Source organism: Streptomyces sp. NBC_01334 (assembly GCF_035983595.1).
GTDB classification, from domain to species: Bacteria; Actinomycetota; Actinomycetes; order Streptomycetales; family Streptomycetaceae; genus Streptomyces; species Streptomyces coriariae.
The window spans coordinates 330,666-343,248 of record NZ_CP130719.1 but is presented as its reverse complement, the minus strand read 5'-3'; the positions used below and the strand labels follow the sequence as shown (position 1 = coordinate 343,248).

Annotated in this window: 9 protein-coding genes and 1 pseudogene; 3 read left to right on the top strand and 7 right to left on the bottom strand. The window is 69.3% G+C overall.

Features of this window, described 5'->3' with window-relative positions:
* Window positions 1–704: 704 nt before the first annotated feature.
* Window positions 705–1,286, bottom strand: coding sequence for a TetR/AcrR family transcriptional regulator (locus OG736_RS46150; protein WP_327188161.1), 582 nt, complete (start codon window positions 1,284–1,286; stop codon window positions 705–707).
* 388 nt (window positions 1,287–1,674) lie between these two features.
* Here OG736_RS46150 and OG736_RS46145 point away from each other — a divergent pair, with 388 nt between their 5' ends.
* Window positions 1,675–3,126, top strand: coding sequence for an MFS transporter (locus OG736_RS46145; protein ID WP_442817224.1), 1,452 nt, complete (start codon window positions 1,675–1,677; stop codon window positions 3,124–3,126).
* Window positions 3,127–3,598: 472 nt separating this feature from the next.
* The gene (locus OG736_RS46140; protein ID WP_327188159.1) at window positions 3,599–3,952 is read left to right on the top strand and encodes an STAS domain-containing protein; all 354 of its coding nucleotides are present in this window, start codon (window positions 3,599–3,601) and stop codon (window positions 3,950–3,952) included.
* Window positions 3,953–4,138: 186 nt separating this feature from the next.
* On the opposite strand, the gene OG736_RS46135 is transcribed toward OG736_RS46140, so the two are convergent.
* The 6 genes and pseudogenes from OG736_RS46135 to OG736_RS46110 all read right to left on the bottom strand — a co-directional run bounded on the left by OG736_RS46135 (window position 4,139) and on the right by OG736_RS46110 (window position 10,141).
* A complete protein-coding gene (locus OG736_RS46135) occupies window positions 4,139–4,621 on the bottom strand; it encodes a riboflavin biosynthesis intermediates N-glycosidase (protein WP_327188158.1) in 483 nt (160 codons plus the stop codon).
* A 311-nt stretch (window positions 4,622–4,932) separates the two neighbouring features.
* A pseudogene (locus OG736_RS46130) lies at window positions 4,933–5,181 on the bottom strand (WhiB family transcriptional regulator); the annotation flags it as partial.
* Window positions 5,182–5,905: 724 nt separating this feature from the next.
* Entirely contained in the window at window positions 5,906–6,577 is a 672-nt protein-coding gene (locus OG736_RS46125) for an enoyl-CoA hydratase-related protein (RefSeq protein ID WP_327188157.1), read from the bottom strand.
* 58 nt (window positions 6,578–6,635) lie between these two features.
* Window positions 6,636–7,202, bottom strand: coding sequence for a winged helix-turn-helix transcriptional regulator (locus OG736_RS46120; RefSeq protein ID WP_327188156.1), 567 nt, complete (start codon window positions 7,200–7,202; stop codon window positions 6,636–6,638).
* 87 nt (window positions 7,203–7,289) lie between these two features.
* Window positions 7,290–8,870, bottom strand: a complete 1,581-nt coding sequence (locus tag OG736_RS46115) for an MFS transporter (protein ID WP_327188155.1) — start codon at window positions 8,868–8,870, stop codon at window positions 7,290–7,292.
* Between the two features lie 68 nt (window positions 8,871–8,938).
* Window positions 8,939–10,141 carry an Acg family FMN-binding oxidoreductase gene (locus tag OG736_RS46110; RefSeq protein ID WP_327188154.1) on the bottom strand — a complete coding sequence of 401 codons (1,203 nt, stop codon included), beginning with the start codon at window positions 10,139–10,141 and terminating at the stop codon, window positions 8,939–8,941.
* A gap of 155 nt (window positions 10,142–10,296) precedes the next feature.
* Between OG736_RS46110 and OG736_RS46105 the strand changes: the two genes are divergently transcribed.
* Window positions 10,297–12,534 (top strand): helix-turn-helix transcriptional regulator, encoded by a 2,238-nt coding sequence (locus OG736_RS46105; RefSeq protein ID WP_327188153.1) that lies wholly within the window; start codon window positions 10,297–10,299, stop codon window positions 12,532–12,534.
* Window positions 12,535–12,583 lie beyond the last annotated feature (49 nt).

Sequence of the window (12,583 nt, the reverse complement as noted above, 5' to 3'; positions counted from 1 at the left end):
CAGGCCATAGGCCTCACAGGAGGCGCTGGCCCTGATCTCAGACATACGAGGCACCGGGTCGATCTGAAACGTAGATCTCATGGTCCTGCAGCGTGGTTGCGCCGGGTCCGAGGTGGCCGCGGCCGCGCTGTGCCGATCGCGTCCGGGAGCGACGTATCAGGGAGCTCGCCGCTGATCTGGGACCCTCTCGAAGACGCTCCGGAGGCGGAGCGGACCGCCGAGCAGCCCGCGCTCTTGTAGACGCATCACGCGGCTATGCACGCAGGAAAGGCCCGCGAGGCTGCAGGAGGAACGCTTCCTGTTCGGCGGCCGCACCGCTCCGGCGTGAAGCGGCCGTGCACCATCGCCGCCCCCGCTCGGTTTCGTGCTGTGGGCACAGAAAATGTGGCCCCGCCGTGCAACCGATGCCGGACCCGCCACCCGGATATGCAAGGTGCACCACGCCGCGGACGGCACCCGGTGGCGCCCAGATCGCCGCCGAGGTACGGGAGATGGGCAAGCGTGTCAACGACGAACGGACGGCCGGTCATGCACTGGGCCGACCTGACCGGACTGGACTGCGCAGGAAGCGCCGTCCCACCATGAAGGCCGCCGCACAGATAGGCGACCTGACCGCTCGCGGCCTCAGCCCCGCGGCGGTGGACACGAGGTGGCCGACGGCACCGCCTGGAGCCCCGACCGGTTCCGTCGTCTGATCTGCCTGTTCAATGGGCGGACGCCTGCGGTTCGAGCATGCTCCGGATGGCGGGCGTGTAGGCGGCGACGATCTCTTCAGGCGTCATGCGTACTACGGCTGGAATGCGCAGCAGATAGCGGGTGAGGGCGAGGCCGAGCAGCTGGGCGGAGACCAGCCCGACGTTGTCTTTGGTGGCGGGGCCGAGGGCTGGGGAGACCTGGGCTGCGAAAATCTCCCGCATGCGGCGTGCCGCCTGGTCGTTGGTGACGGCGGAGCGCAGAAGCAGCAGGAGCGCGTCGTCGGCGCCCTCGTGCTCCCAGCGGTGCAGGAAGTGCCGCACGAGGGCTTCGGCCCGTTCCTCTGCCGGGGTGGCGGACAGGTCGGGAAGGCACAGGTCGATGTCGAGGGCGGCGTCGAAGAGCTGGGCTTTGCTGCCGTAGTAGCGCATGACCATGGAGGGGTCGATGCCCGCGTCGGCCGCGACGGCCCGGATAGTCGTGCGTTCGAAGCCCTGAGCGGCAAAGCGCTGGCGGGCGGCGTCGAGGATCGCTGTCCGGGTGCGGTCGGAGCGTCGGGGGCCCGGGGGGGCTTCTGTGTTGTCTGCTGTCATGCCAACAAATGTAGGCCATCGCTCGTTGACTTTCCATCCCCATGAGTGCGTTAATGTCAACGCAGGTTGGCCAACACTCGTTGGCATCCGGTGGCTTTCGTTGTGCAGCCCGTTCCGCCCGGGGCGGACAGCACGGACGGCAGCGGTCGACACCGGCCTCCCATCACTTTGCGCTCGCGCGCTATAACTCTGCGCTGCCTGCTGGACGCCGCACCTCCATGGCGGCTGCATCCGCCATCGGATCCGTCCATCGCACCAGCGCACCTCTGTCCAGCGGGAAAGGACGCCTCTCATGAACCGAGGCCTCACAGAACAAGGTCACAAAGTGGTGCGTCACGGCGCGGTACTGGCCGTCACATGCCTGGCTCTGGCAGCCGTCGTCTCGGCCATGGCATCGCTGAATGTGGCCCTGCCAGACATCGCCCGGGAGACCCACGCAAGCCAGACGCAGCTGTCGTGGATCATCGACGCCTACAGCCTGGTCTTTGCCGCCCTTCTGCTGCTGGCGGCGACTCTGGGCGACCGGTTCGGCCGGCGCCGGGCCCTGCTGGGCGGCCTCGCTCTGTTCGCGGCCGGATCGGTCGCGGCCGCGTTCTCCTCGGAACCCGGGGTTCTCATAGCCCTGCGAGCTCTGCTGGGGGTGGCTGCCGCCTTTGTCATGCCCGCCACGCTCTCGACCATTACCAGCACCTTTCCCCGCGAACAAAGGACGCGTGCTGTCAGCATCTGGGCGGCCGTCGCGGGAGCGAGCGCCATCCTGGGCCTGGTGACTTCCGGTGCCGTGCTCGAAGCATGGTCCTGGCGATCTGTCTTCTGGGTGAACGTCGTTCTGGCGGTCACGGCGTTCATCGGCACTTACGTCTTCGTGCCGGAGTCGGCCGAAGCGAAGAAGCAGCGCGTCGACACCGTCGGCGCCACGCTTACGGTCGTCGGCCTGGGAATCCTGGTCTACTCGGTCATCCAGGCGCCCGAGCACGGCTGGGGAAGCACCCGCACCCTGACCGGCATCACCGTGGGATTCCTCGTGCTCGCCGGTTTCGTCGTCTGGGAGCTGCGCCACCCCTACCCTCTGCTGGATCCCCGGCTCTTCCGCAACAAGCCGTTCGCCGCCGGGACTTTGTCGATCACCTTGCAGTTCTTCGCGTTCTTCGGGTTCATCTTCGTCGTCATGCAGTACCTGCAGCTCGTGCGAGGCGACAGTGCGCTGATCGCCGCCCTGAGTGTGCTGCCCATGCCCGCCGCCATGATCCCGAGCGCACGGCTGTCCCCGAAGCTGGCGGCACGTGTCGGCGCCCGCCGTCCCTGGATCGCCGGGCTGATCGCCGTCGCCGTCGGTCTGAGCGTGCTCGCCGAGCTCGACAAGACGAGCTCCTACTGGCTCATCGTCACGGGGCTCATTCCCCTGGGCGCCGGCATGGGCCTGGCCATGACGCCCGCCACCGCGGCCATCACCGACGCGTTGCCCTCCCGCCTGCAGAACGTGGGCTCTGCGGTGAACGACCTGTCCCGTGAACTGGGCGGCGCCCTGGGAATCGCCGTACTCGGCAGTGCGCTGAACGCCGGCTACCGCAACACTCTCGACACCGAGGGGCTCCCGGCTCACGTGGCCGAGGCAGCTCGCTCATCCCTCGCCGCAGCCAACATCGTCGGCGCCAAGACGGGCGACACCGGCCTGGTCAATCAGGCCCGCGACGCCTTCGCCTCCGGTCTGCACCTCGCTCTCGTCACCGGAGCGGGAGCAGCCGTCCTGGGTGCGGCATCGGTCGCTATCCTTCTGCGGCGCTCCCCCGACACCAGTGACAGCGCCGACGCTCTCGACGGCATCGCCACGGAGGGATGACCGGCTCCCGCCCTCCTCCCCCGCGCTGCCTGTGCCCCGCCTCGTGCCGGCACGGGCAGCGTCGTGCTTGGCCAAGGCCGTGAGGCCGGCAGCTGTGGGACGCGCTGACGCGATGCGTACGTCCTCGCCCTCGGGGTCGACGACCTGCACAACCTCGCAGAACTGGCGCGACTGCGCGGACAGGCACCCGCTCCTGTTCAGGAGCCCAGCGAGTCTGGCCCCGAAGTCGCCGACCTACCGCTGAAGCCAGTTGACTGGCGCACCAGCGTTCGGAGGCCATACTCTCCCCGGTCAGCGTGTCCCGGTCCGGCGAGAGCGCCTCGCGGTCCCTGTCACTTGCCTCGCGCCCTTCCATGGAGCGGTGCGGTATACGAACCCGGATTTTGTTGACGTTGCAACCGTCCATGCGCTTGCGTGGGGGAGGACGCCGACTCCGTTGCGTGGATCTCCGGAGGAAGAACGAGGTGGTCCCATGGAGGTATCTCCCCTGGCCGTCTTCCAGCACACCACTCCTGCCGGTGTGCACGTCCTGACCTTGAGCGGGGAGATCGACTGCAGCAGCGTGTCCTTCGTGGGCTGGGCGTTCGACAGCGGCGCAGGCGACCGATGCGCGCCGTGCACGGTCATCGACTTCGAACACGTCACGTTCATGGACTGCAGTGGCATCTCCTTCCTCGTCTACGCTCACCGTGCCGCGCAGGAGACCGACGGCTGGCTTCGCCTGGCCCGCGTTCCCCAGCCCGTGCAGCGGCTCCTGTACATCGTCGGTCTGGGCGACCTCTTGCCGATGTATGCCACGCTCCAGGTTGCCCTCCCCTCCCCCTGAAGAGGCCGACCGAAGCCGCCAACAGCACGAGTCGCAGGCATCCGCCACGTATCCCGGCCGGACAGGCCCTGCGAACTACCGTCCCGGCTCAGGGGAAGAAAGGCATCCGCTGGGGAGGACGCCCTGTACTCGAGACCGCGGCCTGACCCGTCCTACACATGCGACACACCGCACACATCTCCCGGATCACCGCCTCGGGCGGCGGCCATCGCTGTCGAGAGCTTCGGTGAGTTCGGCGTACAGCTGGCTACGGGTGCGCACCAGAATCCGCCCGAGCATGTTCTTGCCGTTCCCGGTCCTGCCGCGACCCCAGTAGTGATCGGTGGTGGTGTCCTCGACGATCTCTTCGTCACCGGTGGACAGCAGAATGTCACGGATATCGGCATGCGCGCGGAACTTGGTTGCCACCGCACGGCGCATCACGTCGTCCTTGACCCGCTCCCAGTCCCTCCGCAGAGGTTTAGACGAGTCACGGCCCAGCTCCGCTGCGCGCAGCGGCGTGCGAGCACGCCGGATGAGATCCGCGTGACGAGTGCCCTTGAATTTCTGCGCCTGGAAGTAGTGCTCCGAGGTTGGCCACCAGACCCCGTGGAGGTCGAAGCCGTGATCGGAGAAGTTCGAGAAGCATCCATAAGGGACTTCGTCGGCACCATAGAAGTAAATCGTCATGGGAACCTCACGGGTGTTACGGAAACCCGCACCGTGTCAGGCATGCCCCAGCCCCGCAACCAGTTTTCTTCGCCAGGCCCGGCCATTCAACGCACCAACGACCCGGTGAACCTTCCCGGTCCAGAGCACTAGCGGAGGGCAGAGCTGGCCACGTCGACGCCGGACGGGTAGACAAGCATGCGAAGCCTCCAGTAGAGACGGTTCTCTTGGCGGAAGACCCAACTACCAGGGGCTTCATCCGTCTGTCAGGCCAACTGCCCAGCCGACGCCATTGGAAAGGGCTCAATGCGTCCCAGCTCGGTTCGGGCGGGACTCCTCCTCGTCGCGTCATACCTGGCGGTTCGGAGCAGCTCCGTGCGTTCCTCCTCGCCGGTTCCGCCCCACACACCCGACGTCTGTGCGGTGCCGAGGGCGTAGGACAGACACTCGGCCCTCACCGGGCAGCGGGCGCAGACGCGTTTGGCGGCGGTGGCCTCCCGCAGCGCCGGCCCGGTGGTGCCCACGGGGAAGAACAGCTCGGGGTCCTCGCCCACGCAGGCGGCAGCGCGCAACCACTCCATCTCATTCCACGGCACCGCTTTGCCTTCTTTGCTGTAGAACGTGATTTTTCGTCATCCGAAGTTCCCCAGCCACATCTGGAGGCCGGCCTTACCCATTTCTCGCTGAGTGCCCGCCCAGTCGCCCGTCGTCAGGCTTTACAGGCGAGCGCACAGTGCTCAGCCGGTGTATCCCCGCCGAAATCCTTCAAGCTGAATTCGACCTTTCCGTTGTCGCGCAAGACGTTCGATACCTCGGTCTTCCACAGGGTGATCGGCTTCCCCTTGGACCTGCCGACCACTCCCCTGAATTCGTCGCCGCCGAAGGTAGACCCCCTGGATGTCCTTGGCCAGTGCTTCCGAGTGCCTGCCGGTTCCGAGCACCATGGTTTTGGTGGAGAGGCTGTCGGGAGTGGGCCCTTTACCTCTCCGGGGGTCCGCCACCGCAGCTCGCACATGCCAGGCGCCGAAGGACACCTTCACACGCTCCGGTGCCCGTGGCCCCTATAGGAGTGAGGTGGACCTCGGGGGCGGCAACGACTTATCGAACCAGGCCCGGCTTACGGGAGCGGGAAGCGGCGGGCCGCTGGAACCTGTACCTGATCATCGCCGCGTCCACCCGGCTCCGGCCCGCACGCCCGCCAAGCTCGTCCGCGGCCTGCGGCCTGCGCAGGACGCGCCGCGGACGTGCCGCGCCTGCTCCTTCGCGACGGCCCGCACCGGCCGGCGCGATGGCGTGTACGGCGCTTCAGCTGAGAGGAAGGGTGGTGTCGCGCAGCGTGGCCAGGACCGGGGCGTACATGCGGGCCTTGATGGTGCCGAGGGTGGCCCCCGCTCTGCTCGCGTGTGACTGGGCCAGTGCGATGGCAGCGGTGCGTACGTCGTCCTCGGCGACTGCCCGGTCGACGATGCCGGCGGCCACCGCGTCGGGTCCGCCGTAGCGGTGCGCGGTGAGCATGGCCCGGTGCGCGGTGTGCGGGCCCAGCCGGGCCTGGATGAGTGCGGACATGCCAGGGGTGAAGGGGATGTCGATGTCCGCCTCAGGCAGGCACCAGTACCCGCGGTCTGCGCGCATGATGCGGAAGTCGTGAGCGAGGGAGAACATCGCTCCGGCCGCGAAGGCATGTCCCTGCAGAGCCGCAACAGTGATCATCGGCAGGGACAGCATGCGCGCGAAGAGCTCCTGGACGCGGACGACGTAGTCGGGGTGCTCGTCCAGGTGGGCCAGCAGCCAGTCCAGGTCCAGGCCGTTGGAGTAGAACTTTCCCTGTGCGGCGGTCACCAGAGCGCGCGGGCCGCTCTCCTTCTCGACCTTGTCCAGTGCGGTGGCGACGGAGACGAGCCAGTCGGGGTGGAAGCGATTCTCGCCGTCTCCGAGGTCGAGAACGAAAACGTCGTCGTGACGATCGAGCGTGGGCATCTGACTCCTCCAAGTGAGGCGGGATCGGGTGTAGAGGGGCGAAGGTCGTCGAGGCGCTTTACCGGTTCCCCAGGCGTGAGGCGCGCAGCGAGGCTCGGGCGCGCCTGCTGTCACGAAGCCCTCGCGGCGCCGGCCTCGCCGTCTGCTCACCTTCACGTCCTTCACGGACGTGCCCTCGGCCAGCTGCGTGCGTATGGCGCTGGTTGAGGCCAGGAACCTGAGCCGGGCGCCCCGGTTGCCTTCTGCTACCGGTCTTGGCCTCCGGGGCGTTGGCGGAGAGGTGGTCCTCCGCCCAGACGGTCAGGGACGCCAGGGGGATGAGGAGGGCCTTGCCGTGGGCGGAGAGCGCGTAGCGGGAACGTGATGGCGTGTCCGGCGCGGCGGTTCGGGTCACGAGGCCGAGGGTGGTGAGTTCGCGCAGGCGCCGGGTGAGCACGCCTTCGCTGAGGCCGGGGAGGCGCTCGCACACCTGGGCGACGTCGGCCGGACCCCTGGCGAGGGCCGTGATGATCAGCCCGGTCCCGCGTCTGCCCAGCAGGGAGAAGGCCCGGGTGAGGGCCACCAGGGGTTCGGGCAGGTGCGGAGGGTGGGGCTGGTGCGGCGGCTGAGGGTGCGGCAGCGTCATGGCCGGTTCCTTCCTGGTACGGCGCGGGGCGGCGGGGTGCGGCCCTCGCGCCGTAGGTCGTGGTGGCTGTCGGGCAGGTGGCCGTGGCTACGCAGTCGACTTCGCCGTGTCGCGGTGTGTGCCGCTGTTCGGCGTCTCTGCCTGGTCCGTGCCGGGCTTGCCGGGACGGCGCAGCAGGAGGGTGACGACGACGGCTGCCAGGACGGTGGTCGCGGCTCCGCCGATGAGGGAGAGCTGCATGCCGGAGGCGAAGGCGTCGCGGGCCTCGTCGATCAGTGCCGGGTTGCCCGTGGCGTGGCCGATGTGGTTGGCGGCGGCGAGGGAGGAGCGGGCTGCTTCCGCGACCGGGGCGGGGAGGCCGCCGGTGTCGAGGGAGTCACGGTACTGGGCGCTCATGAGGCTGCCGAGGACGGCGATGCCCAGGGCGCCGCCGAGTTCGCGTGAGAGGTCGTTCACGGCGGATCCCACGTTCTGCAGACGGGGCGGCAGGGCGTCGGTGATGGCCGCGGTGGCCGGCGTCGTGGCCAGGCCCATGCCCGCGCCGAGCGGCAGGAGCCCGCCGACGACCAGCCAGTACGAACTGCCGGCGTCGAGCTGGGCCAGCACGACCAGGCCGGTGGTGACCAGGACGAGGCCGACGGTCCAGGGGGCTCGCATGCCTCGCCGGGCGACCAGGAGCGGGCTGAGGCGGGCGCTGGGGATCATCGCCGCGGACATCGGCAGCACGCTCACCGCGGCCATCAGTGCGCTGTCGCCGCGCACCAGCTGGAGGTACTGCATGGTGACGAAGATGAACCCGAAGAACGCGAAGAACTGCAGTGTGGTCGAGATCGACCCGGCCGCGAACAGCTTGTTGCGGAACAGCCGCGGATCGAGCAGGGGGTGCGGGTGCTTCAGCTCCCAGGCGACGAAGGCGACCAGGACGGCGAGCCCGATGGCTATGCCTGCCAGGGTGCGCGTGCTGCCCCAGCCGTGCTCGGGCGCCTCGATGACCGAGTAGACCAGCACCCCCAGTCCCGCCACGGTGAGAGCCGCTCCGGTCACATCGATGCGCTGCCTGCCCGGCTGCGCGGACTCCGGCACGAAGAGGTAGGTGCCGATGAACGCCACCGCGGCCATGACGGTGTTCAGCCAGAACACCGATCGCCACGACCACGCCTCGAGCAGTATTCCGGAGGCGAGCAGGCCCAGCGCGGCGCTGGCGCCCGCGACCCCCGCCCAGATGCTGATGGCACGCGCCTGCTGGGCTCGGGGAAACGTGCTGGTGATCGTGGACAGCGTGGCGGGCATGACGAACGCGGCTGCCACGCCCAGCACCGCACGAAGGGCGATCAGGACGCCCGGCTCGGTCGTGAAGGTCGCGGCGAGCGATACCGCGCCGAACACTGCGACGCCGCCGAGCAGTGCCTTGCGACGGCCGAAGCGGTCGCCGAGGGTCGCGGCGAACAGCAGGAACGAAGCGAAGATCAGGCTGTAGGAATCGATGATCCACGACAACTGGGTCTGGTTGGCGTGCGTCTCACGGGCGACGTCGGGCAACGCCACGCTCAGCGAAGCCATCGCCGATACGACGGTCGCCAGTGCCAGGCACGTCACGGCCAGGACGGCACCGGGGCGCAAGGTGCGCACCGGTCCGCCTGTCCGGTCCGAAATGATGGCGCCGGTCATGGGGGAACCTCCTTTGGGTGAAACCTGGTGAGCGGGCGGTGCGCTTGGACTCACCGCCTTGGCAGTGGTCAGCCGGTCACGACGTCGTCGAGGCTGCGGCGCGGGCTGAGGCCCGGCGTGCGCTCGGGGTGGCCGATACGGAAGGACAGCAGGCCGCTCGAGGCGGGACGGCCGAGCAGGGCGGCCCAGCGTGCGGAGAAGACGTCGCGGTTGCCGGCCGCGGTGTCGCGGTCGATGCGTTCGGTGATCTGGTTCATGTGGTGCAGACCGAGGCCGAGAGCGGTCGCGGTGAGGTGCATCCGGGCCAGCAGCCGTCCGCCGTTGACCTGGGCGCTTCGGTCGGTGACGTCGTCGACGGTGATCACGCCGTAGGCGGCGGCGGTCGCGGTGTGCACCTCGCGGGTGGCCTTGACCCAGTAGGCGTCGCCGTCCGTGCGGGACTGCGCGGGGAGGAGTTTCGCGGCGAACAGGGCCAGGTCGCCGAGGCCCTGAGCGTCGAGGGTGAGCCCGTCGCGGTGCTTGTCGATGCTGCTGCGCGCGCTGCGGAACCAGCTGAAGGCCTCCGTCGACTGCGCGGTGTCCGCGGTGATCGCCTCGGTGGCCTCGACGTAGAGCCGGCCCAGCTGCTCGCGCGTCCTCGGTTCGGCGATCCACAGCACGTTCGCTCCCTCGATGCGGGAACTCTGTTCGGTGAAGCCGCTCAAGTCGACTGGCACGGACGTGTACGGGCCGCGGTTGGTGTGCCGGTGCGGGATCGCGGCGGCGAGGTCACGGTCCTGTCCCGTGCGCCCCTTCCTGAGTGCGATGCGCGCGACATGGTCCGAGGCCGGGCCGTGCGGGAACAGGGTGACCTGCGACGTCGCGCCGGCCGATCCGGCGGCGATCACCATGTTCTCGACGGCGCAGCCGAGGCCGGCGAAGTGTTCGCGGCCACGCGCGTCGTTAAGCGGCATCCTCCTGCTGGGGTCGGAGTGGACGTCGATGGTGTCGCCGTCGACGATCATTCGCCAGGGCTGCGTGTTGTGCGGGTTGCACGCGAGGACGCCGGCGGCGACCACCCGCTCGATGCCGGTCATCGAGCTCCAGTCGTGCCAGAGGTCGTACGGATCTCCGGATCCGGCCCCGAAGGCGCCGTTGGTGACGGCCCGGACTCCGCCGACGCCCACGCCCAGCGCGGCCACCGAGCCGAGGCCGAGGCCGGCCAGCTTCAGCCCGTCTCTGCGGGTCAGGGCTATTTCCGGGTATTCGTCTGTGACGGTGTTCGTGGCCATTGCGTCTCTCCTGTCGCGCGGCCGCGGTCGTGGCAGGAGATTCGCGCGGGACAGGGTGCTCGCGCACCACCCCGCTGCGAGATGTACCCGGGGTGGTGGAGCTGGCAGAATCGCTGTCGGGTTGCGGTGCTGGGCGCCGCCCGGTCGGGAGCGTCGTGACGTCGAAGAAACCTATGCGGCCACTGCTCACGGTGAAACAGGTGATTCCGCCGGCCCGGGCCGGCGCGGTCCCGCGCGAGCGCCTGCAGCGGCAGTTGCGTCTGGCCGAGACCCGGCTGACCTTGGTGGTGGCGCCCGCCGGCTGGGGCAAGACGAGTCTGCTGAGCGGCTGGGCGGCGGATCCCGAAGAGAAGCGTCGCCTCGCGTGGGTCTCGCTCGACGAGAGCGACGACGAGCCCGTGCGGTTCTGGAGTTATGTCCTCACCGCGCTGCGCGACGCCGGCGGGGTGATCAGCGCAGGTCCGCTTCAGGCGTTGGACGCGGCCGGGGTCTCTCCGATCGACCTTGCGCTGCCGATGCTGCTGAATGAGCTGGCCGTGTCCGAGGTAGCGCATGTCCTGGTGCTCGACGACTATCACCTGCTCGCCGATCCGCGGATCCATGAGGCGGTCGAGTACCTCGTGGCGTACCTGCCCGCCTCGTTGCGGGTGGTGATCGCCGCGCGTACGGATCCGCCGCTGCCGATCGCGCGGCTTCGGGCCCGTGGTGACCTGACGGAGTTGCGGGCGGCACAGCTGCGGTTCTCGCGGGACGAGGCGGCGGCCCTGTTGTCGGCGGTGTCGGGGCACGACGTCGACGGCGCGGCCGCGGCAGGCGTATGGGAGCGGACGGAAGGGTGGGCGGCGGGGCTGCAGTTGGCTGCTCTCGCGCTGCGCGCGGACCCGGCGAAGGCGCCTGCCAGTGATCGGCATCTGCTGGACTACTTTGCGGCCGAGGTGCTGCCCGGTCTCGAGCCCAGGCAGCGTGACCTGCTCGTGCGGGCTGCGCCACTCGAACGGCTCTCGGGTTCGCTGTGTGACGCTGCGCTGCAGGTAACGGGTTCGGCCGCAGTGCTGGCCGATCTGGTCAGGGCGGATCTTTTCGTGGCCGCGCTGGACGACGAACAGCGGTGGTACCGGTGCCATCGTCTGCTGCGGGATGTTCTGGCAGGCGAGACGATGACGGACCCGAAGGAGGTTCTCGGCCATGCTGCGGACTGGTTCGCGGCACAGGACCGGATCGACGACGCGGTACGTCACCTGCTGCGGGCCGGCCGCGATGATGCCGCCGCCGAGCTGATGTTGCGCAACGCCGAGACGTGGTTCTTCCCCCGTGGGGAGGCTGCCACGTACCTGAAGTTCGGCGAGGAGTTGTCCGGCCGGGTGGTGGGCCCGGCACTGGCGTTTTCGCTGGCGTACTCGGCGGCGCTGTGCGGCGATCAGACGGGTGTGAACCGCTGGCTGGACGTCTGCGAGGCGAGTGGCACCTCCGCCACCGTCGTTCCCGGCTGGCACGACTTCCGCAGTGCCGTGCTCTGTGTGCGTGCGGGTTTCGGCATGTCGGACGCCGAGTCCGCGCGGTCCGTCGTCATGGTGCGCCATGCGCTCGGACTGGAGACCGAGGGCGGCGGGGCTGGGCATCCGACCGTGCGCGCGGCGCTCGGGGCCATGCTGGCCCGCGACGGCCGCTTCGACGAGGCGGCAACCCTGGTGCTCGGCCTGTGGACGTCGCCGCACGACCGCAAGGCGTGGCCGCCGTCGCTGGTGGTTCAGGGCGCCGGAACGCTGATGATCAGCCTTGTCGAAGCCGGCCGCGGCGAGGAGTGCGATCGGGTCCTGCGTGAGGCCGGCCCGCTCGCCGACGCCGTCGAACGCGACGGACGCGAGGCGAGCACGCCAGGACTGGCCCCGTTGCGCATCGCCCAGGCCAGGCGCAGCTACCAGAACGCCCACGTGGAGGCGGCCGCCGTCCTGCTGCGGCGGGTCGTCCCCCTCGCAGAACTGCACCCGCGGCCAACGGTGCTGTTCCTCGGGCTGGTGTACCTGGCCGACGCCGAACTCGCCTGCGGTGAGCGGTCGGCGGCCCGTGCGGCGCTGTCGCGGGCCCGTGAGGTGGTGGAGGAGGAGCCGGTGAGCGCCTACGCGAGACGGCGGCTGGAGGAGAGCGAAGCGCGGCTGGGCCGGACCGGCGCCCGCACCGCCGTACGCTCGGGTGCTCTTGTGGAGGAGCTCACCGACAGGGAGCTGTCGATCCTGCGGGCTTTGCAGGGGACGGCGACCCAGCGTGAGATCGGCGCAGAGCTGTTCTTGTCGATCAACACGGTCAAGGCGTACAACAAGAGCCTCTACCGCAAGCTCGGCGTCGCTTCCCGGCACGACGCCGTCGCAGCTGCGCGCGATCTTGGCCTGATCTGAGGCCACCCGGGGTGCTCTTCCCGAGCGGGTGGTGCGCTGGCACCCGGGC

Excerpts from the sequence above, each read along its gene's own strand:
- OG736_RS46150 (WP_327188161.1), bottom strand. The coding sequence starts at position 1,286 with ATGACAGCAGACAACACAGAAGCCCCCCCGGGCCCCCGACGCTCCGAC.
- OG736_RS46145 (WP_442817224.1), top strand. The coding sequence starts at position 1,675 with ATGGCATCGCTGAATGTGGCCCTGCCAGACATCGCCCGGGAGACCCAC.
- OG736_RS46140 (WP_327188159.1), top strand. The coding sequence starts at position 3,599 with ATGGAGGTATCTCCCCTGGCCGTCTTCCAGCACACCACTCCTGCCGGT.
- OG736_RS46135 (WP_327188158.1), bottom strand. The coding sequence starts at position 4,621 with ATGACGATTTACTTCTATGGTGCCGACGAAGTCCCTTATGGATGCTTC.
- OG736_RS46125 (WP_327188157.1), bottom strand. The coding sequence starts at position 6,577 with ATGCCCACGCTCGATCGTCACGACGACGTTTTCGTTCTCGACCTCGGA.
- OG736_RS46120 (WP_327188156.1), bottom strand. The coding sequence starts at position 7,202 with ATGACGCTGCCGCACCCTCAGCCGCCGCACCAGCCCCACCCTCCGCAC.
- OG736_RS46115 (WP_327188155.1), bottom strand. The coding sequence starts at position 8,870 with ATGACCGGCGCCATCATTTCGGACCGGACAGGCGGACCGGTGCGCACC.
- OG736_RS46110 (WP_327188154.1), bottom strand. The coding sequence starts at position 10,141 with ATGGCCACGAACACCGTCACAGACGAATACCCGGAAATAGCCCTGACC.